At 58.0% G+C, this 21,888-nt stretch carries 12 protein-coding genes; 9 read left to right on the forward strand and 3 right to left on the reverse strand.

Translation table 11 applies throughout. The features are described 5' to 3' along the window. Positions 1–142 precede the first annotated feature (142 nt). The 3 genes from sov to J0X19_RS03275 form a co-directional block, all read right to left on the reverse strand. On the reverse strand, positions 143–7,453 hold the full coding sequence (gene sov / locus J0X19_RS03265) for a T9SS outer membrane translocon Sov/SprA (RefSeq protein ID WP_242581931.1): 7,311 nt from the start codon (positions 7,451–7,453) through the stop codon (positions 143–145). Positions 7,454–7,754: 301 nt separating this feature from the next. Beyond that, positions 7,755–8,360: a Holliday junction branch migration protein RuvA gene (gene ruvA / locus J0X19_RS03270; RefSeq protein WP_206981071.1), complete on the reverse strand. Its 606-nt coding sequence runs from the start codon at positions 8,358–8,360 to the stop codon at positions 7,755–7,757. Positions 8,361–8,473: 113 nt separating this feature from the next. Next, on the reverse strand, positions 8,474–10,738 hold the full coding sequence (locus tag J0X19_RS03275; protein WP_206981072.1) for an NADP-dependent malic enzyme: 2,265 nt from the start codon (positions 10,736–10,738) through the stop codon (positions 8,474–8,476). 445 nt (positions 10,739–11,183) lie between these two features. Between J0X19_RS03275 and J0X19_RS03280 the strand changes: the two genes are divergently transcribed. The 9 genes from J0X19_RS03280 (at position 11,184) to J0X19_RS03320 (ending at position 21,857) form a co-directional block, all read left to right on the forward strand. Then, positions 11,184–11,948 carry an SDR family NAD(P)-dependent oxidoreductase gene (locus tag J0X19_RS03280; RefSeq protein WP_206981074.1) on the forward strand — a complete coding sequence of 255 codons (765 nt, stop codon included), beginning with the start codon at positions 11,184–11,186 and terminating at the stop codon, positions 11,946–11,948. Positions 11,949–12,080: 132 nt separating this feature from the next. Continuing rightward, positions 12,081–12,938, forward strand: a complete 858-nt coding sequence (locus J0X19_RS03285; RefSeq protein ID WP_206981076.1) for a fumarylacetoacetate hydrolase family protein — start codon at positions 12,081–12,083, stop codon at positions 12,936–12,938. A 128-nt stretch (positions 12,939–13,066) separates the two neighbouring features. Further along, the gene (locus J0X19_RS03290) at positions 13,067–13,855 is read left to right on the forward strand and encodes an SDR family oxidoreductase (RefSeq protein WP_206981078.1); all 789 of its coding nucleotides are present in this window, start codon (positions 13,067–13,069) and stop codon (positions 13,853–13,855) included. A gap of 611 nt (positions 13,856–14,466) precedes the next feature. After that, entirely contained in the window at positions 14,467–15,129 is a 663-nt protein-coding gene (locus J0X19_RS03295) for an exopolysaccharide biosynthesis polyprenyl glycosylphosphotransferase (protein WP_206981946.1), read from the forward strand. A 110-nt stretch (positions 15,130–15,239) separates the two neighbouring features. Beyond that, a complete protein-coding gene (locus J0X19_RS03300; RefSeq protein ID WP_206981080.1) occupies positions 15,240–15,518 on the forward strand; it encodes a PID-CTERM protein-sorting domain-containing protein in 279 nt (92 codons plus the stop codon). A 55-nt stretch (positions 15,519–15,573) separates the two neighbouring features. Further along, entirely contained in the window at positions 15,574–16,113 is a 540-nt protein-coding gene (xrtX, locus tag J0X19_RS03305; protein WP_206981082.1) for an exosortase X, read from the forward strand. Beyond that, positions 16,100–16,648 carry an XrtX-associated membrane protein gene (locus J0X19_RS03310; protein WP_206981084.1) on the forward strand — a complete coding sequence of 183 codons (549 nt, stop codon included), beginning with the start codon at positions 16,100–16,102 and terminating at the stop codon, positions 16,646–16,648. The genes xrtX and J0X19_RS03310 overlap by 14 nt, the downstream gene beginning before the upstream one ends. A gap of 207 nt (positions 16,649–16,855) precedes the next feature. Beyond that, positions 16,856–17,317 carry a hypothetical protein gene (locus J0X19_RS03315; RefSeq protein ID WP_206981086.1) on the forward strand — a complete coding sequence of 154 codons (462 nt, stop codon included), beginning with the start codon at positions 16,856–16,858 and terminating at the stop codon, positions 17,315–17,317. A 112-nt stretch (positions 17,318–17,429) separates the two neighbouring features. Next, entirely contained in the window at positions 17,430–21,857 is a 4,428-nt protein-coding gene (locus tag J0X19_RS03320; protein WP_206981094.1) for a CusA/CzcA family heavy metal efflux RND transporter, read from the forward strand. The last annotated feature ends 31 nt before the right edge of the window (positions 21,858–21,888 follow it).

Here is a 21,888-nt window from a genome sequence, read left to right on the forward strand (position 1 = left end):
TGACCGCACGGGCGCGGGAGACCAAAAGTACGCGGAAGTAATGAAGAGGTGAAATAGTGGGCTAGCGAAAAGGTGCGGTTCAGGTTCTAATTACGCAATCAGAACCTGAACCGCACCTTTTCGCTAGCCCACTATTTCACCTTTACTGCGACAAACTGTAGCGGAGCTGAATACCGCCTTCCGTGGTGGAGTTGCGGTAGGAATTCTCTACGCGTGGTTCGGTAATGGTTTGGGTGAAGAAGAATTGCAGATTTAGGCGCTGGTTCAATACATAATCGACAGTAGGCCGGAGCTGGACCTGTTTGGTACCGTTGGTGGCAATACCAGTTGGGCGGCCAATAGATGCAGGCAGGGCGGCCGTGGCGTTCTGCGGGTCTACCACGTCTTCAATCGTGCGCTGAATGGTCACGTTGTCGCGGATGCTTAAGTCGAGGCGGGCAGTTAACTCGTTTTTCAGAATCTTTTGCTCACCGCCAATGCGGAACGGCAGCTTGAGCCGGTTGGTAGCGTAACCAAACCCGATAACCAGCTCCTGCGTGTGCAGCTCGGTCACTTGCGCGTTGGTGGTGTTAAGCGCTACGGCCCGCTCCGTCCGGATTTCCAGGTTGCCGGTAATCTTCTCCAGCGTCTGGAACCGCACCCCGATAAGCGGGGTAAGGCGCTCGGCAATGCTTACCTGCCCCAATACGTAGTACGGAATGTACTGGCCCGTAGCGTTGGTGATGGTGCTTAGCTGCGCGGGCTCGGCCGTGTAAACCGAGGACGTGGTGTAGCTGGCCACATTGTACACCGAGGAATACGCATGCGTAAGAGCAATAGAGCGGAAATACTTTTTCACGAAAGGCAACTCAGCCAATCCGTTGTACTGAATATTCCAGTTAGGAATGGGCAGTTGCGCAAAGGGCTTGAACTTCTTGGCCTCGTAGCCATCCGACGATTTGCCTTTGTAGGCATCCAGGAAAGCGGGTATCAGAACGTCCTGCGAGTTGTAACCATAGTAGCCCAGCGGTACCGTGGTGGGACCGGCTGACGTTGGAACGGTTGCCTGAAGCCGCTGCTGCACAAACTCACGGTTTTTCCTGAACCGGTCGAAGGCCTTCGAGAAAGTACCGCTTGAGGATAAGTCGCCGAACAGGGTTTGAATGGTGACAACCGAAGTGCTGAACGACCCCGACCCCAACGGATTGCTAGCTGTAGGCACTGCTCCCGGCAATGGCAGCAGCGTGGTTTCATCTACTATCGTGCGGTAAAATATTTCCCGGTTGCGCACCAGTTGCCGCCGGCTTTCCACCTGAATGTTGAAGTCGCGGAAGGGTTCCAGGGTGGTGCGAAGCGTCAGGTTTTCGGTGAGCAGGGCACTGAGGGGCGTGTTCAACAGGTCGCTGCGCTGGGTGTACCAGCCGTTGCGGTTAGCCCGTGCGTACAGGCTGTTCAGGTCGTACTGCCGGCCCAGCAGGAATGGCACGCCGGGGGCATCCCAATCGGAGTTGAGGCCGAAGAATCGGGTGCCGGGCAGGTAGCCAGGCAGCAGCGTACCGTTGCTGCGCGTGTACGTGAAGTTTAGGGAGCGAGCCGTCATCAGGGACCGAAGCACGGCTTTCAGCGCGCGTAGCTCCGGGCCTTTGGCGGTGTCGGGCGCAGCGGCTTGGTCTTTACCATCTGGGCTAACGCGGCCCAGGGCTGGGGCGGCGGTGCCTTTGTTGGGGCCTTTGCCGGGTGGCGGGGCATTGTTGATGATGTTGAGGAAGCGCACTTTGTTGTAGAGCTTCACCAAGTCAATTTTGCCGTTGGCACTCAACTCGCCATTGTTCTGAATGGTGTTGCCCAGCTTCACTTCCTCGGTAGCGGTGCTGTCGGGCTCCGAAGGATAGATGGGGGCCCGCAAAGCCGTGGAGGCCGCCTGCCAGGTGTAGTTAGCGGCGTAGCGCGCATCCGCCGACAGCCAATCGGTGAGCGGGAACTTGTCGAGGGGCAGGCGGTAAGTGAGGGCTACGGTTTGGTTGAAGTTGGTGGTCCGGCCGCCGCGCAGCAGGTTGTTGCGCAGCTGCTCCCGGTTGGCGCGGGCCTCCGGCGAATCGTCGATGGTGCTGCCGATGCCTTCGTCAATTACCGAGCGGTTATTGGCCGTGTAGTCGAACGTGAGGGCCTTGGTGAGGGCCCACTGCATGTCATAAATACGGTTGAAATAGAACGACTTCTGGAACACCCCCGGAATGCCCAGCGTGGACGGCACCGTGCCCGGCTCCAGTACCCGCTGCAAGAACCGCTCGTTGTAGCGCCGGTCGATATCGGCCCGGAACGAGAAGCGCGACGGAAGCGGCGTGAAGTTCACTTCCTGCAAAAACTTCAGGTACGGCGAATCCAGCGCCTTCACCCGGGCCAGTGGGGTGTAGTTCTTGGGCGTGGTCTGGTACACGTAGGCCACGGCCCCGGTGTAGGTGCGGGTGTAGTCCCGGTCGGTGTTGATATCAGTGTGGGTGCGCTCAGTGTAGGAGTAGCTGAGCGCCAGGTTCTCGATGTCGTAGGGCTTGGGTTTTCGCTCGGTGTTGGTGCGTTCCTTGCGCACGTTCAGCACACTGATACTGCGGCTGTTGGTTTGGTCGATGACCTCCTTGCGGTACTCTGCTCGTTCGGCATCATTCTCAAACTTCCGCAACGACTGATTTAGCTCGGTATCGGGGTCGAGCGGATCATACTTGGGCGAGCGGCTTTCGTGGCCGGCCTGAATCAGCACCGGTACGCGCAGGCCCAGCTTCTCGGGGAAGAACTTTTCCACGGCCACCGTGGCATTTACGTCGCCGCGCTTGATGTCGTCGAGGGAGCGTTGGGAAAGTTTATCCTGCAAGCCCCCGAACCCTACCGATGTGAAACTGCCGGTAGCCGTAATGTTGGCCACGTCGGCCAGTTTGGTATTGAAGCGGGCCGTGGCGGCCCAGCCATTTTCCTTGTCGAAGTCGAACACCCGCAACTCATCAGCCCACAAGCACATCGACTTGGACTGCAAATCGTTGGCCGGGTTGAACAAGCCAATCATTGCGCCCTGCACCGCACTGATGTCGGGGTTGCCAAGCACCGTGATGCTGGAGCCGTCGGGGAAGGTCTTCACGAAGGGAACCTGATACGATACGCTCAACTGGTTACGCTCGGCTTTGGCATCAATAAAGCGCTGAAGCTCAACATCTACGCGGTTAGCCAGTGGCCACACTTCCTCGGCCGTGATGTTGCCTCCCCCGCCCGTGGCGCGGGTAATTACCAGTGGCAGGCGATACTCGTAGTAGTTCTGGTTGTAGTCGGTACCGAGGCGGATGAAGGCCTGCATTTGACCGTCGCGTATGGTTTCGTCTTCGGTCTGAGCGTGCAGGAATAGGCGCAGCTTTTTATAGCGCACCAGGTTCAGGCTAAGGTTTTTGTAAGCTGCCTGCCCAAATCCGTCGCGCAGGTCTTCCACGCACAGCCTCAAGCTTTGCTCGTTCTGCTGGCGGTTTACGGTGCTGGAGCCGTACTCTTTGTCGCGCTGAATGCCTGGCGGTACCACGTAGGGTACGGCACCAGCCGTGTTGCTGCCCCCGTTTTCTTCCACCCCTACGGTGCTGATGTTGAAGGCAGCAGCAGCGTCGCCGCAGTTCACGCACGGAATGTTAGGGTCGGAAATCGGGCCGAGGTAGCGGCGCCACTGGTTGGCAACAAATTGGGGCTGCACCAGCCGCAGTACCACTGGCTGCTGCCACTCGGTGAGCACCATGCGCAAAAACCGAATCGACTTGAAGCTGGGCGGCGAACCATCGGGACTCTGCACGCGGGTGGGCGTGCGGATAGGAATCCGGAACTGGTACCACGATACCTGTTCGCCGCGGATGCTACGCGTCACTTTGTCTACCACGTAGTTGTTGCCAACGGCAAGCTGATCTTTTTTCAGATTCAGCTCATATTCAAAATACCGTTCGGTTTCGGAAATAACGTTGTCCCGGTTTAGGTCCTCCTTGTCGGGGAAAGACGTGGAGCTGAGCTGGCTATTTTCGCGGGAGTTACCCTCCATGCCGTTGTAGCTCTTGTAGCGGCCCAGAATGTTCACGTTGTTCTGGTCGTAAAACGGGTCGAGGTGGTGACGGAAGTTGTCACCCGACGGGTCGTCGCCGAAGGCCGAAGAAAAGAAGGCCTGCTCTTCGGTGTCATCCAAACCATCCAAACCAATATCCTGCCGGGTCCGGCCCGAACTGTTGAAGGCATCAGTCAGGAACTGCTGGCGCGTGACGCGCCCCCACGGCGTGCGGCGCGTGATATTATCTGGGTCAGCAGGGTCGGTAGGCAGGCCATTCTCAAACTCGTACTGATTGTTGTCACTCAGGACGTCTTCCGATATCGAGCCCAGGTTGATGAGCAGCTTGCCACCCGTTGTGTTGTTGGTGGGCGGGTTCACGCTGTCGTCTATCTGGCCATTGTTGCCATTGATAAACGGGTCCAGCATCCAGAACTCCAGGTACTCCACGTTGGCGTTGTCGAAGTCGGTGTCGAAGGTGATTTCGCGCGAAACTGCTCCGTAGTTGCGAATTGCTTCTTGGCCAGGGAAACGGCCGCTGGCGGCTATGGGGTTGTAGTTGTATTGGCCCCGCTCGGCCGGGTAGTACGCCAAGTCAAATGAATACTCGAAGCCGTTGCCGGAGGTGCCCACGTCGCGGTTCGGGAAAATTTCATTCCGCTCTATGCCTCGGATGTAGTGGTTGCGTACTTCGCCGATGTTGGCGGGCTTGTTGGTACCGTTGGTATAATACGTCTGGTCGATAGAATACCACGCCAGCTTGGCCCGGCGAAACGCAGCGGTACTGTCGTTGCTGTTGAAGTTAGGGAAGGAGCGGGGCGTGGAGCCCAGCCGCCAGGCCACCGCCGAGTTTAGGCCGCCCAGCGTGTAGGGCGTGCGCGCATTCTCGAAGTCATCCAGATACGATACGCCGTTTTCCCCGTTGCCCAACTGCGACTTACCGGGAAGCAACTGCGCAAACTCGCCGCTAAAGGCCACCGACGACGGCTCCTTGGTGTTGATAAACGGCAGCATATCCAGGTACTTGGTGAGGGCGCGCGAGTCGCGGCGCATGTTCACGTCGAAGCCGTAGATGGTGTTGTTGCCGGGCTCGTCGCCGATGTTGACGCGGTTGATGCCGGGGGCTTGGTTTTCGCGCAGGTGCAATACCGTCGCGCCAAAGTTGATGTCGGGGTTGAGGCGGTAGTCCATGCGCATGCCAAGCAGCTTGCGCGGCTGCACCTGCACCAAGGCGTTTTTCTCGAACTCCACCCGCAGCTCGTTGGCCGAGTTGAGGTAGGCGGGGTTCAGGATTTTCACAATGGCTTGGTCGTAGAACACCTGGTAGTCGCGGCCTTCTTCCAGCAGCACCGAGCCCGCCCGCACGCGCACCGACCCTTGGGCAATACCCAGGCCGGGCAAGCTGATTTCGTTGGTGGCCGTGGCCTGAAACCGTCCCCGCAGCACAAACTTGTCTTTCTCGGTGCGCTGTTGCGCGTCGCTCTGCACCTGGGTGTACAGCTCCTGGTACACGTACTTGTTGATCAGGGCATCTTCAGCTCCTGCCACAAACCGGGTGCGCAGGAAGTCGCCAAACGGCTCCACCACCGGAAAGATAATCTTGCCTAGTTCCGGGTCGATGGTAATGCCGGGAAAGAAGTCGAAGTTACCGTCGGGGTTCTGGTCGTTGTTGGGGTTTACGTTGTCGAGGTTGAGCACTTCCACCAGCGGCCGGTTGATTATCTGGCTGCCTTCCTTCAGCGAAATCTGGTCAACCCCGGTTTCGTCGTCCTTGTAAATGATTTGAAGCTGGAAGTTGTCCCGGTTGAGCTGCGAGGCATTCAACGGGTACACGTTCTTCATCATCAAATCCCAGGTGGGCAGGTTGCCCGTCAGCAGGTTGGGGTTGTTGGTGGCCGCGTTGGGGTTGTTCTGCGGCGTATTGATGGTGGGGTCGTTGAGGTTCACCAAGCCCACCGCCGGGTTGGTGGCCTTCAGCATCTTCATGAAGATAACCTGGTCCTGCCCCACGGTGCCGTAATCATCCACCAGCTCCCCTACTTTATAAGTGCGGCCGTTGTAGATGTACTCGTAGCTCACGCTCAGCACCTGCTCGGGTAGCAGCGAGGTATTGAGCGAGAGGTAGCCGAGCTGCGCATTGAACGTGTATTCGCGCGCATCGAGCTTGCGGGCCCGCACGTGCTCATAGTCCACGTTCTTGCTCAGGTTTTGCAGCGGCAGCGTGTTCAGGTAGTTGTCTACCGTTAGCTCGCCGCGGGCTGCGGCGCCACCGTTCAGAATGGCCTGAAACTCCTGGTTGCTGGCGTTGGAAGCCGTGCTGTTCGTGCCAGACCCTAAAAGCGCCCGCCGATACACCCGCCGGGGCTCGCCTAAGTCCATGAGGGCTACCACGTTGCGCAGGTTGTCGCTCTGGCGGTTGTCGTTGGTGATGTATACCTCCAGGCGCCGGATTTCCACGCCGCTTTGCACGGTGGGCAGGTTGCGCAGGGCCTGGTTGTACCGGTCGCGGAAGAACTGGCTCAGAAAGAAGTGCCGGTCCCGCTCGTACTGGCTGGCCTTGATTTCAAACTGCCGGCCTTGGGCGCCGTTCTGCACCCGCACTTCATCGGCTTGGCCGCGCAGGGTGCTGGCTACCGCCGTTACGGCCATGCGCCCGAATTGCAGCTGGGTTTTCACCCCGAACAGGTTTTGGCCGCCCTGAATCAGGGAGTTGTTGAGCGGCAAGCTCACGTTGCCGAGGTCAATCTTCCGGATAATATCAGTGTCGAAGCCCGTGTAGTCGAGCTTCATGTTGTTTTCGAAGTCGAAGGCGGCTTTGGTGTCGTAGTTGAAGGTGAGGCGCACCTTCTCCCCAATCTGCCCGGTCAGGTTCAGGTTCAGGTTCTGGTCGTACTGGAAGTCGCCGATGCGCTGCTGGCGGAGCGTGAGCGTCGGGTTATCGTTGCGGCTGAACCGGGCGCCGGCCCGGAGCGTAACCGCCCCGGCAGGCCGAATATCCACGTAGCTACCGCCGAAAATCCGGTCGGCCATGGGGCCCAGGTAGATTTTGGGGATGATCCGGCGGGTTGCCGCCGTATTCTCATCACCGGTTACGCCGCCAGCCGAACGATTTCGAAAGTAGTCTCGTATAGCCTGACGTTGCTGCCATTCAGAGTATTCCCGAAAGCTCATGCGGCTAGGGTCCCGGAAGTCAAGCTCCTGCCCAATCCGCTCCTGAATATCGAAATACTCTAGGCTGTCATCGGGCGAAACCTGCTGCGTGATGTTCGACGGCAACCCCAGGATAAGGGGGGACCGGCGGCGCTGCGGCGACAAGGGCGTGCCGGCTCGGTCGGCGGGCGCCACTTTGGGCCGGCGACTGGAACGGTAGCGGCTGGTGTCGGGCAATACTACCCGGGGTGTGTCGGGCGCGGGCATCAGCCAGGGCATCCGGCCTTGGGCGCTCTTGCCAGGAAGCCAGGAACTCCACAGCTGCTGCAAAGCAAAAGCGGAACTTCCCAACGATTCAGCCTGCGACCACCAAGCCAACAGCGACGCAACCACAACCAGAGAGGCGGTGAGGGACTTCTTACCGGAGTTCAAGTGCTACAAATGAAAAAAGATACGGGTGGCACGTAGTAGCGAGACATAAGTACTAGGTAGTTGGGATGGAGGGCAATGGCTCCAATAATGAAAGCAATGTCCTCAGTCTTAATACTTACTACTTATATCCTGATACTCAATTCGACTTAAGAGCAAACTTAATCAATTCCTCTACGCTCAGGTCGTTACCGTGCTTATTCTGAATCTGATCCAGCGTTTTCTCGGCAGCCGACCGGGCAAATCCCAGCGTTACTAAAGCCGACAACGCTTCACTCCGATTGGTATTGTGTGCCCGCGCCAGCGGAACCGTGTCAACCCCGGCCTTGGCCAGCAATTCATCTTTGCGCAGCCGGTCCCGCAGGTCGATGATAACGCGTTGCGCCGTTTTCGGCCCCACCCCTTTAATGCTCTGAATAGCCCGCACATCCTCGTTGATGATGGCGTGCCGGATTTCGCCCACGCTCATGCTGCTCACCATCACAATGCCCGTGCCCGGCCCAATGCCCGATACGGAAATAAGGTGCAGAAACAGTGCCCGCTCGTTAGGGTCGAGAAAGCCATAGAGCGTGTGGGCGTCCTCCTTGATGTGCTGAAACGTGTAGAGCTTCGCCTTGTCGCCCTCGGCCGGTAGCTTGCCGTAGGTAGCCAGCGAAATCTTGATTTCGTAGCCTATGCCGTTCACGTCGAGAATGGCTTGGGCGGGGTCTTTATAGGCGAGCTTTCCTTCGATGTACGCAATCATGGGAAAAAGTAGAGGTAATAGGGTGCCAGTGAAAACGCCTTTGCAGGCGTTTTCTATCCCAAAAATACTGGCATTCTCGGCTAAATAAATTGGATAAAAGCGGCCGGCTACATTTAGCCGGCTTGCTGTGCATCCACCACAGCAATGGCCGCCATGTTCACTATTTCACGTACTGAAGCACCTAGCTGCAAAATGTGCACGGGCTTGCGCATGCCCATCAGCACGGGCCCAATTACCTCAGCCCCACCAATTTCCTGAAGCACTTTGTAGGCAATGTTGCCGCTAATCACGTTCGGGAAAATGAGCGTGTTGGCCCCTCCTTTCTCGGCCAGCACCGAAAACGGGTACTGCTCTTGCAACAGCTGCGGGTTGAGGGCTGTGTTGGCCTGCATTTCGCCATCCAGAATCAACTCGGGGTAGCGGGCTTTGGCTAGCTCGGTGGCCCGGCGGGCTTTGTCGGGCAGGGTGCCGGGGTTGGAGCCGAAGTTGGAGTAGCTGATAACCGCCACCCGCGGCTCGGTGTCGAAGAAGCGTACGGCTTGGGCGGTGAGGCCAATAATGTCCACCATTTCCTCGGCCGTGGGGTCGATGTTTACGGTGGTATCGGCGAAGAAGAACGGGCCTTTCTTGTGCTGGATGATGTACATAGAGGCTACGCGCTTCACACCGTCTTCCACCCCAATTACCTGCAACGACGGCACAATGCTTTTGCTGTAGTCTTTGGTGAGGCCCGTAATAACGGCATCGGCGGCACCGGTTTCCAGCATCATCGAGCCGTAATAGTTCCGCTCACGCAGCAGGCGCTGCGACTCGTAAAGCGTGAGGCCCCGGCGCTGCCGCTTTCGGAACAGCATTTCGGCGTACTCGTTGCGCTGCTTGTCCTCGTTCAGGATGTTGATAATCTCGCAACCCGTCAAGTCCAGGTTGTTGGCGTCGGCAATGGTCTGGATTCGGTCGAGTGGGCCCAGCAGGATGGGCTTGGCAATGCCTTCGTCGTGCAGGATGGTGGCCGCCTTGAGAATCTTGTAGGTATCGGCCTCGGGAAACACAATGCGCTTGGGGTTGGAGCGCGCTGCCGAGGTAATGCGGTTCATCAGCTTCTGGTTCACGCCCAGGCGGCCGCGCAATTCGTCTTCGTAGGCCGTCCAATCGGTAATCTGCACACGGGCCACACCGCTTTCCATGGCGGCCAATGCTACGGCCGGGCTAACGGCCGTAATCAGGCGCGGGTCCAGGGGCTTCGGAATCAGGTAGGTGCGCCCAAAGGCCAGCGTGTTGTCGCCGTACGCGCGGTTCACCATATCGGGCACCGGCTCTTTGGCTAGCTCAGCCAGCGCCTTCACGGCGGCCAGCTTCATTTCCTCGTTGATTTCAGTGGCCCGAACGTCCAGCGCACCCCGGAAAATGTAGGGGAATCCCAGCACGTTGTTCACCTGGTTGGGATGGTCGGAGCGGCCGGTGGCCATAATGATGTCGGGCCGGGTGGACATGGCCAAATCATAGGCAATTTCCGGATTCGGGTTGGCCAAGGCAAACACAATTGGGTTGTCGGCCATGGTCAGCAGTAGCTCGGCGGGCAGCACGTTGGCCGCCGACAAGCCCAGGAACACGTCGGCGCCCTGCATGGCCTCGGCCACGGTGCTCACGGTGCGCTTGGTGGCAAACTGCATCTGCAAGGGGGCCAGGTCGGTGCGCTTCTCGTTGATGACGCCGTCCTTGTCGAACACCACCACGTTTTCCAGCTTCAAGCCCAAGGCCAGGTACAGCCGCAAGCACGACACCGCCGCTGCGCCCGCACCACTTACTACCAGCTTGATTTCATCGATTTTCTTGCCCACCACTTCCAGCGCGTTCAGCAACGCCGCCGACGTAATGATGGCCGTGCCGTGCTGGTCGTCGTGCATGAGCGGAATGTTCATCTGCTCACGCAGGGCCGTCTCGATGCGGAAACACTCGGGGGCTTTAATGTCTTCGAGGTTGATGCCGCCGAACGTGGGCTCCAGCGCCTTCACAATCCGGATAAACTCGTCGGGGTCGGTGGCGTCAATTTCGATGTCGAAGCAGTCGATGCCCGCAAACTTCTTGAACAATACGCCCTTACCTTCCATCACCGGCTTGCTGGCTTCGGGGCCGATGTTGCCCAACCCCAGCACGGCCGTTCCGTTGCTGATAACCGCTACCAGATTGCCTTTGGCCGTGTATTTATACACGTCGTCTTTGTTATTGGCAATGGCCAGGCAGGGCTCCGCAACACCCGGCGAGTAAGCCAGCGCCAGGTCGAGCTGGGTGCTGACAGGCTTGGTGGGTACCACCTCAATTTTGCCGGCGGGGTTTTGGGAATGGTAATCTAGCGCGTCCTGTTTATTGATTTTAAGCATGGGAAAAGTTCCGGGGTGAGATGCCGCTCGTGCGGCGCGGGTTAGGCAAGTTGGGGCGAAATCAGCCGGAATCAAAGCTGAGGCTACTGGATAAGCCCGTAAAAACCTTCCCTGTCAGCAGGCTAGCTGCGCCTGAGTAGCCGTGCAGAATGCAAGCGGCACCAGCAAAAGCGCCGCTTACAACCGGCTGGTGCAAAACTTTGGCTATAAAGCTGGACTACTGGCAACCGTAAAGGTTTGCGGTGACCAATGACCAGTTATTCACACACGGTTGAATTGAAAACTAGTGTCCGAGGCCAGCAGAGTTCCTTGCAGTCCTTATACCTTGCACCCCCGACACTACATTTTACTGGCAGTGCATTCAGTTGCGAGTTTGGCCGCCGGCAGTAACAAGCTTGGCAAAGCCAGCTTACACATCCACGCATTATAGCAGAAAGCAACCTTTATGTTCAGTTTAGCTGGGAAGAAAGCAGTTATTACGGGCGGTGGCAGCGGCATCGGCAAAGCCATGGCCCTCACGTTTGCCCGGCAGGGGGCCGAGGTGCACATTCTGGAGTTGAATGCCGAAGCGGGCGAGCAAGTGGTGGCAGAAATTCGGGCGGCGGGCGGCCAAGCGGCCGCGCACGGCGCCGACATCAGCCAGCAAGCCCAGGTGGTGGCCGTCGTCAACCAGATTGGTCCGCTCGATATTCTAATCAACAATGCTGGCATTGCGCACGTTGGCACCGCCGAGACGACTTCCGAAGCCGATTTCGACCGGGTGTACAACGTAAACGTGAAGGGGGCCTATAACTGCCTGCACGCCACGCTGCCGCAGATGAAAGCCCGCGGCGGCGGCGTTATTGTGAACCTAGCCTCCATTGCGGCGCTGGTGGGCCTCACCGACCGGTTTGCGTACTCCATGAGCAAAGGCGCCATCTTCGCCATGACGCTGTCGGTGGCGCGCGACTACCTGGCCCACAACATTCGGTGCAACAGCATTTCGCCGGCGCGGGTGCATACGCCGTTTGTGGATGGCTTCATTGCCAAAAACTACGCGGGGCAGGAGCAGGAAATCTTCGATAAACTCTCGCGCAGCCAGCCCATCGGCCGCATGGGCACCCCCGACGAAGTGGCGGCCCTGGCCCTATACCTCTGCTCCGATGAAGCCGGCTTTGTAACCGGCTGCGACTACCCGCTGGACGGCGGCTTCACGAAGCTGAATAATTAGTGAATCACTGATTGTTGCACTGTTTAATGGTTGATTTTTTAACTACCTAAGAGCCATTCAATAGTACAACAAACAGCAATTCAGCTATTTAACAATTCGGTAATTCAACAATTTAAACCTCAACCCACATCCATGAAATTAATTCGCTACGGCCAGCCCGGCCACGAGAAGCCCGGTGTGATACTAAACGACCAGCAACTGGACGTATCCGCTTTTGGCGAGGATTACAACGAAGCGTTTTTCGCTACCGATGGGCTGACCCGGCTAACTGAGTTTGTGCGTGCCAATACGGGTAAGTTGCCCGCAGTTGCGGCCAATGAGCGGCTAGGGGCCCCGGTGGCTCGGCCCTCCAAAATTGTGTGTGTGGGCCTGAACTACGCCGACCACGCCCGCGAAACCGGTGCCACGCCCCCGCCCGAGCCGGTGCTGTTCTTCAAGTCCACTACGGCGCTGATAGGGCCCAACGACGACATTGTCATCCCGAAAAATTCCACCAAAACCGACTGGGAAGTGGAACTGGCCGTGGTAATTGGCAAGCAGGCGTCGTACGTGGAAGAAGCCGACGCGCACGAGTACATTGCGGGGTACGCGCTGCACAACGACGTGTCGGAACGGGAGTTTCAGCTGGAGCGCAGCGGCACCTGGGACAAAGGCAAAGGCTGCGACACCTTCGCGCCCATCGGGCCGTTTCTGGCCACCCCCGACGAAGTAGCCGACGTGGACAACCTGCGCCTGTGGTTGAGCGTGAACGGCCAGAAAATGCAGGATGGCACCACCGCCAACCTGATTTTCCGGATTCCGTTCCTGATTTCCTACATCAGCCAGTTTATGACCTTGCTGCCCGGCGACATTATTTCCACTGGCACGCCGGCCGGGGTGGGGCTGGGCTTCAACCCGCCCGTGTACCTGAAGCCCGGCGACGTAGTAGAACTGGGCATTGACGGCTTAGGCACGTCGCGCCAGGAGCTGCGCGCTTACACCAAACAGTAGTTTCAGGTATATCCTTCTCGCTACGTGGCCGCTAACTTGTCGGTCGGCTGCGTAGCGAAAAAGGATGGTTGTGTTGTTCTCATTATTCCTTCTGTTCAACTCTCGTCACGCGTTTACTGGTTTTTGGTATGAATTTGCAGCTACACAACAAGGTGGTTATCGTAACTGGTGGGGCTAAGGGCATTGGGGAAGGTATTGCGCGGGTGCTGGCGGCGGAAGGCGCTATTCCCGTAATAATAGGCCGCAATGCCACCGATAATGACGCCTTGGTAGCTTCGATTACCGCTGCCGGAGGGCAGGCGGCGGCCGTTACAGCCGAACTCTCCGACCCGGCCGCTTGTGAGCGGGCCGTGCAGGAAGTGGTGGCGAAATTTGGGCGGATTGAGGGCCTAGTGAACAATGCGGGCGTAAACGACGGAGTAGGCCTGGAAAGCGGCGACTATCAGCGCTTTATAACCAGCTTGCACCGCAACGTGGTGCATTATTACCTGATGGCGCACCATGCCCTGCCGGAGTTGAAAAAATCGAGGGGCGCTATTGTAAACATCACCTCTAAAACGGCTGAAACCGGGCAGGGCAACACCTCGGCCTACGCTGCGGCCAACGGCGGGCGTAACGCCCTCACCCGCGAGTGGGCCGTGGAATTGCTTAAATACAGCATCCGGGTGAATGCCGTAATGGTAGCCGAATGCTGGACCCCCGCCTACGAAACCTGGATTGCCACGCTGGCTGATCCAGAGGAAAAGCTGCGCGAAATTACCAGCAAGATTCCGCTGGAAAACCGCATGACCACCGCCGAGGAAATAGCCAATACCACGGCGTTTCTGCTGTCGGCGTGCAGCAGCCATACCACCGGCCAAATTATCCATGTGGATGGGGGGTACGTGCACCTCGACCGGGCCTTAGCTAACGCGTAGTGTTTGGGGCATAAGAAGGGAGTTGCCTGATTTTAAAAGGAAGCTCTCTGCTTATGTAATCGGGCCACAGGCCAGCAGTAACTGTTGGGCTAGGTTGAATTGCTTTCTACGAAAGCAACAGGACAAGTTGCACCCATAGTGAGGTGGGTAAGAATGTGGAGCAGCAGCTGGTTTGCAGGTTGCCGTCTGTACAGCTTAGCAGATTTATCAGCTTGCAGGGTATTCTATAAGGGCATATTTCATTCTGCTGTGAGGGCAGACCAGGTTTGAATTTGGCGTTCAACACGTAAACGCAAACTAACCCCGAGCTAACCGGAGCCACCAGCTAAGCATAGGCTAGCTAGTGGCTCCGGTTAGCTTGTTTTGTGGGTATGCAACGCGAAGAATTGTAGAACATGGCGTGCAATACCGACCGGGAGCAGGCAAATGATTTACTAGACTATTTATATATTATATTATTATTTTGTGTTTTTTTATATTATATTAATATTCTTAAAAAAACTTGTATTAAAGCCTTTGATATATAGGGGAGTTCCATTAATATTGTTTCAACAAAATATAATCTTTATTTAATTCAAAAGCCGAGTGTCATGTTGTTTGTATGGGATTCCATGCTGCGGTTAGGAGAGATTGATAGTGCTGAGGATTTATATTATTCAAGACAATCTCCCGTTGTTCTGGGGGCTTTTTTACGTAAGCGCATATTCGATGTAGTATTTGCTGGCTTAGTAGCCATTTTGCTGCTCAGTTGGCTGGTTCCGTTGATTGCTTTATGCATCAAACTGGACTCACGCGGCCCGGTGTTCTTTCGGCAGCTGCGCACCGGCAAACACGGTAAGCCCTTCTACTGCCTCAAGTTCCGTAGCATGCGCACCAGCGCCGATGCTGACCGCACACAAGCCAGCCGCCACGACAGCCGCATCACACGGCTAGGAGCATTTCTGCGTAAAACTAGCCTTGATGAACTGCCGCAGTTCTTCAATGTGCTCAAAGGTGAAATGTCGGTAGTGGGCCCTCGGCCACATATGTTGCGCCATACCGAAGACTATGCGCAGGTTATCGACAATTTCATGGACCGGCACCTGATTATGCCGGGCATTACGGGCCTAGCTCAAGTATCAGGCTACCGGGGCGAAACCAAAGAAGTACGGGCCATGGTCGACCGGGTGCGCGCTGATATCCGCTACCTGCGCAATTGGTCGTTTCTGCTGGATCTTAAAATCGTGTTGCTCACGATATGGCAGGTTATCAAGCCCGACGAGCACACTTTCTAAAGCTGGACAAACCCAGTATTCTAGAAATTATACTAGTATCAGCCCAGGCATATTCTGCTCGCAGTCTGCTCACACCTGTTTTCCTTTCTTAATCCTTACCTCCCCCATTCATGAAATTATTTTCCACCCTAGCCCGATTAGGGGCTGCTCTGCTGTTTGTAACGCAGTTCAACGTGCCCGCACACGCCCTGAACCCGATTATCAACATCCACATTCACGGCCCTAATTGCAAACCTGGCTGCACCATCGGTGGTGGTGATCCTTCGCCTACGCCCACACCTACTGGCGCTCCTATTGATGGTGGCGTTTCGCTGTTGTTGGCCGGCGGAGCGGCATATGCCGTGCGCCGTATCCGGAAGGGCAACAAGCAGGCTTCCGTAGCTGAATAGGTAGGGGTGGAGCAGGCCCTTGTGGTCTGCTCGCTCACCTTTTGCGGTTTATCTTATGCTCACCTTGCATCCTCTGCTGCGGTTTGCACTTATTTCTGTTGTCCTTTATTTAGTGTGGTTTTTCGGCTACGAGCACTATCTGGCCCTAGATGGTCGGTTGGATGCCGTTCTGACTCACAATATTGCAGCAGTAAGCGCAGCCATTCTTCGTCTGCTGGGTTTTCCAGCCGCCGTATCGCCTGCCCAGGCCAACCTGATTTTGCTGGCCAACCAGCCCACCGTTTTTATTGGAGCCTACTGCGACGGGATGGTGCTGTACGCGCTATTCAGTGGCTTTGTGCTGGCTTTTCCGGGCGGCGGCTGGCACAAACTGTGGTTTATACCGTTGGGGGTGCTTCTGATTTACAGTGTTAATATCCTCCGGATTGTGGCCCTGTGCCTGAATCACCAGTATTCGCACCAAACGGTTGATTTCAACCACCATTACACCTTTACCTTCATTGTGTACGGGTTTATTTTCCTGCTGTGGATTTGGTGGGCTACCCGCTTAGCTACTCGCAACGCAGCCAGCCCCGTGCAACATGCTCACGCGTGATTATCAGCCGGCCCTGGTGCCAATGGAACAAGCAATTCCAGCCAATAGCAACTGGCTTTTGCGCGGGGTAGGGGCTGTTGCCTTATTTGCTTTGTTGCTAGTAGCTACCTTATCCAATGAGTATGCCTACAGTGTGCTTGGCAATTTCTGGGCGCATGTGTTTGAACTGCTGGGAATTGGGCCGGCGGCGGCCTTGCCTGAGGCAGGCACTTCGGTTGGTGCCGTGCTGAATCGGCCCCGCAATCTGCCGGCGGTGCTTTCGTACGGGGCGTTGTACGTGCTGGCTTGCTTGGGCCTGCTGTTCCTGATGCTGCCCCATGCCCGGCAGCGGCGCTTAGTGCTGGGGTTCTATGGCATAGCAGGTACGGTTTTTCTGCTGCTGCTGGTCCTGAGCCGGCTCAGCCATATGGCCGTGCTGGCTGTGCTGGCTAATCAGTTGCTGCATTTTATTGTTTCGCTGGTGCCCGTTATAGTGCTAGTGCCCCTGCTGCGGTGGTATTCAAACAACCAGCCTGCCTCCAAGCCCACCCAATGAACTGAGTAACCGGAGTTATGAAAACTGTTGCCAAGAGGCGGCTGGTGTTGTTCCCACGAACACCGGCCGCCTCTTGTTGTTGATAACACCGGACGTATCCTTTGCTGGTAGCTGGGTCAGTCCTGGCCGCTGAGAACTGAGCCTTGCCGGAGCTAGCACCCTCAAATCAAGCAGAAGTGCCAGCCAGGATTTATCTTTGCCCCACTTATGCTCCGGTTTCCGCGCCATACCATTCGCTTGATTGCCGCGACTTTGCTGGTCGTGTTCCTGAGCGCGCTGCTGGGGCCGGCCTTGGTGCTGGCCGATGCGCTGCGCCCTCAGGCAGCCGACGACCACCTGCATCTGCCGGGCCTGCCGCAGGCTCATCACCACCACGAAAGTGAAAAGCAGCTCCAACTGCATCTGAAAGCGGGCCCGGTCAAAAAGCATCATTCCTGCCAAACCTGCACCAACGACGACGAGCCGCCCCTGGCAGCTCTTAAGCCGTTGGCGAAGCTGCTGGGCGAGCTGGCCGCGCCGGGACTGCTGGCCATGCCGCCCGTGCAGAGCTACCGGTATCAGGCATATCAGGCCTGGGACCGGCAGCGCGCCGTGGTGCTGGTGCCGCCCGACTACCTGAAACCCAAAATTCCGGATTTAAGGGTATTTCTGGGGTCGTTAACTATTTAACCTGCCGAATCTGTTTAGGGTCCGCGCTGGAACGGCTATGTCGTGCCCAGCGCGGACCTTTTGCGTACTGTTTGCAGTGGTTTCATAGTTTTTCTTTCCCGTTAGGCAGCTTATGCTTGATCGTATTATTCAGTTTTCCATCCACCACAAGCTGCTCGTGGGGTTGTTCACGCTGGCGCTTGTGGTGTGGGGCAGCTACTCGGTGGCGCACTTGCCCATTGATGCCGTACCCGACATCACCAACAACCAAGTGCAGGTCATCACCCAAACGCCTTCCCTCGGGGCTCCTGATGTGGAGCGGCTGGTGACGTTTCCGGTGGAACAAGCCATTGCCACCATTCCGGAAGTGCAGGAAGTGCGCTCCTTTTCGCGGTTTGGCCTCTCCGTGGTTACCATCGTTTTCGATGAAAGCACCGACGTGTACTGGGCGCGTACCCAGGTGAGTGAGCGGCTCAAGGAGGCCGAGCGGCAGATACCGCCCGGTACCGGCACGCCCGAGCTGGCGCCGCTCACCACCGGCCTAGGCGAAATCTACCAGTATGTGTTGCACCCGGCCAAGGGCTACGAGCGGAAGTATTCGGCCACCGAGCTGCGCACCATGCAAGACTGGCTGGTGCGTCGCCAACTGCTGGGCACGTCCGGCGTAGCCGACGTCAGCAGCTTCGGGGGCTACGTGAAGCAGTATGAAGTGGGCCTAGACCCCGAGCGGCTGCGGAGCCTCAACGTGACGGTAGCCGATGTATTTGCCGCGCTAGAGCAAAACAACCAAAACACCGGCGGCGCCTACATCGACCGAAACCCGGTAGCCTATGCCATCCGAACCGAAGGATTAGCTGGCTCCCTCGACGACGTGCGCCGCATGGTGGTGCGGCCCGCTACCACGGCCACGGGCGTACCCGTGCTGGTGCGCGACGTAGCCACGGTGCGCTTCGGCCACGCCATGCGCTACGGCATGCTCACCCGCAACCAGGAAGGCGAAGTGGTAGGCGGGCTGGTGCTCATGCTGAAAGGCGCTAACTCGTCGGCGGTTATCAAGGCGGTGAAAGCACGCATGGCCACCATCCAGAAAACCCTACCGGCCGGCGTAGTAATTGAGCCGTTTCTGGACCGTACCAAGCTGGTAAACCAGGCCATCAGCACCGTCACCAAAAACTTGGCGGAAGGCGCCCTGATTGTGATTTTCGTGCTGGTGTTGTTCCTTGGTAATTGGCGGGCGGGGCTGGTGGTGGCCTCGGTTATTCCGCTGGCTATGTTTTTCGCCATTGGCCTGATGCGCCTGTTCGGGGTGTCGGGCAACCTGCTCAGCCTGGGCGCCATCGACTTCGGGCTGATTGTGGACGGTGCCGTTATTATTGTGGAAGCCATTGTGCACCGGCTGGCCGGCCTGACGCGCCCCGCCGGAACTGCCGACCTACAGCCCGCCGAAATGGACGAGGAAGTGTACCAGGCGGCCAGCAAAATCCGCTCATCGGCCGCCTTCGGCGAAATCATCATCCTGATTGTGTACCTGCCGTTGCTGGCGCTGGGTGGCATTGAGGGCAAGATGTTCCGGCCGATGGCCCAAACCGTGGGCTTCGCCATTCTCGGCGCGTTCATCTTGTCCTTGACCTACGTGCCTATGGTATCGGCGCTGGTGCTGAGCCGCCGGACGCACGCCGCCCCAACTTGGTCGGACCGGGTGCTGAACAGTTTGGCGGCCCGCTACCAGCGGGTGGTGGAGTGGGCCTTGGGTGCCAAAGCTCTGATACTGAGTGCCGCACTGGCGCTGCTGGTTGGAGGTATTCTGTTATTTAGAACCTTGGGCGGCGAGTTCATCCCGACGCTGGAAGAAGGCGACTTCGCCGTGGAAACCCGCGTGCTGCCCGGCTCGTCCATTACCTACACCGCCGAAAAAGCCCAGCAAGCCGCCGGAATTTTGCTCCGAAATTTTCCCGAGGTCAAGGAGGTAGTGGCCAAAATCGGCTCCTCGGAAATCCCCACCGACCCCATGCCCGCCGAAGCCTGTGACTTGATTGTGGTGCTCAAGGACCGCCAGGACTGGACGTCGGCCAGCAACCGCGAAGAGTTGGTCGAGAAAATGTCGGCGAAACTCACTCGGATTCCGGGCGTTACGTTCGGGTTTCAGCAGCCCATCCAGATGCGTTTCAACGAGCTGATTTCAGGCGCAAAGCAGGATGTGGTGCTGAAGATTTTTGGGGAAGACCTGCAACAGCTCGACTATTACGCCCAGCAAGTAGGCAACCTGGTGAAAGACCTGCCCGGTGCCACCGATTTGTATGTGGAGCGTAGCACCGGCCAAGCCCAGATTGTCGCGCGCCTCGACCGGGACCGGATGGCGCAGTACGGCTTGTCGGTGGCGGCCGTGAACCGCACGGTGCAGGCGGCTTTTGCCGGCCAAGTGGCGGGCCAGGTGTTCGAGCAGGAGCGCCGTTTCGATTTGGTGATACGCCTCCAGGAAAGCTACCGCCAAGACATTCGTAACCTGCGCCAGTTGTTCATTGCCACCCCCGACGGCCGCCAGATTCCGCTGGAACAAGTAGCGCAAGTGGAACTGGTGCCCGGCCCCAGCCAGATTCAGCGCGACGATGCCAAGCGCCGTATTACAGTGGGCTTCAACGTGCGGGGCCACGACGTGGAAACGCTGGTGAAACAAGTGCAGCAGCGCCTGGAGCGGCAAGTGAAATTTGCGCCTGGCTATTACGTCACCTACGGCGGCCAATTCCAGAATCTACAGTCGGCGCGTGAGCGGCTGCTGATTGCGGTGCCAATGGCGCTGCTGCTCATCTTTCTGCTGCTCTATGCTACGTTTAACTCAGTTAGCCAGTCGGTTATGATTTTTACGGCTATTCCGCTTTCAGCCATTGGGGGCGTGCTGGCGCTGTGGCTGCGGGGCATGCCGTTCAGCATTTCGGCGGGGGTGGGCTTCATTGCGCTGTTTGGGGTGGCTGTGCTCAATGGCATCGTGCTTATCGGCTACTTCAACCAGCTCAAGGCCGAAGGCGTAACCGACCTGCGCACCCGCATCCTGGAAGGCACCCACGTTCGGCTGCGGCCCGTGCTCATGACGGCCACTGTAGCGTCGTTGGGTTTTCTGCCCATGGCCCTATCAAGCTCGGCCGGGGGCGAAGTGCAGAAACCCTTGGCGACGGTGGTAATTGGCGGCCTTGTAACGGCTACCTTGCTTACCCTGCTGGTGTTGCCCGTGCTCTACTATCTGGAAGAAACCTGGACCACCCGCCGAGTTGCCAAAGCTAGTGGTGCTGTAAATAAGCCAGTTATAACGAGCCTGTTCTTCTTGACGCTGATAAGCTGGTCAGGCGCCGCACAGGCCCAAACTCCCGGCACGCCGGAAGGCGGCCCCCTGAACGCCAGCCAGGCCGTGGATGCCGCCCTGCTGGGCAGCGGCACGGTGCGCGGGGCCGAGCAGCAGCTAGCCGCCCAGCAAGCTGCCGTGCGCGGCGTGCGCGAATGGGGCCGTACCACCGTGCAGGCCAGCTACGGGCAGTACAACTCGGTGCACAACGACAATCAGGTGAGCATCACGCAGCCGTTGGCGTGGCCGGGCTACTACGGTACCCTCACGGCGCTGGCCAAGGCGCAGGTAGCCACCAAAGAACAGCAGCTGGCCGTGGCCCGCGCCGAATTGCGGCGGCAGGTGCGGCTCCAATACGAAGCCGCCGTGCACGCCCGGCACCGCCTGCGCACCCTGCGCACCCAGGATAGTGTGTACACCGAGTTTGCGCGGGCTGCCGAAGTCCGCTTCCGCACCGGCGAAACCGCTCGGCTGGAAGTAGCTACGGCGCAAGTGCAGCAAGGCGAAACCCACACCCGCCTCACCCAAGCCCGCACCGACTACCAAGTAGCCGCCCGGCAGCTGCAGGCTTTGTTGCAACGGCCGCAACCCGTAACCATAGCCGACAGTGTGCTGCAACCCCTGAGCCCGCAACGCAACGTGCCGGTTACCGATACCGTGGCGCTCAGCCGCAGTTTGCTGGCCCAGGTGCTACGCCAGCAACTAGCCGTAGCCCAGGCCGAAACCCGCGTGACGCAGGCGCAAGGTAAGCCAGGACTGAGCGTAGGGTACTTCAACCAGTCGCTCATCGGGCCGCAGACGGTGGATGGCGTACCACGCACCTACACCGCCACCGACCGGTTTCAGGGTGTGCAGGCAACGGTGGCCGTGGCTCTGGTAACTGGGCCGCAACGCGCGCGGGTGCAAGCGGCGCGTCTACAGGAAAAAGTGGCCGCCACCAGCTACGCCCGCTACCAGATTGAGCTGACGAGTAGGGTGGAAGAGCTGCTGTTGCAGCGCGCCGAGCAGCAGCAGCGCCTGCAATTCTACCAGCAAACCGGGTTGCCGCAAGCCTCGGTCATCATTCGCGTGGCTACCAAAGGCTTTAAGGCTGGCGAAACCAACTACACCGAGTACCTGCTCAACCTGGACCGCGCCCTGCGCCTGCGTACCGACTACCTCGACGCGCTGCTCCAGCACAACCAAACCGTCATCGAGCTAGATTATCTGTTGGGCACCGGCGAGTAGCCTAGCCGTTTCTTCTAGCTGAAAATGAACC

This window comes from Hymenobacter telluris, from assembly GCF_017313265.1.
Classification (GTDB): Bacteria; Bacteroidota; Bacteroidia; order Cytophagales; family Hymenobacteraceae; genus Hymenobacter; species Hymenobacter telluris.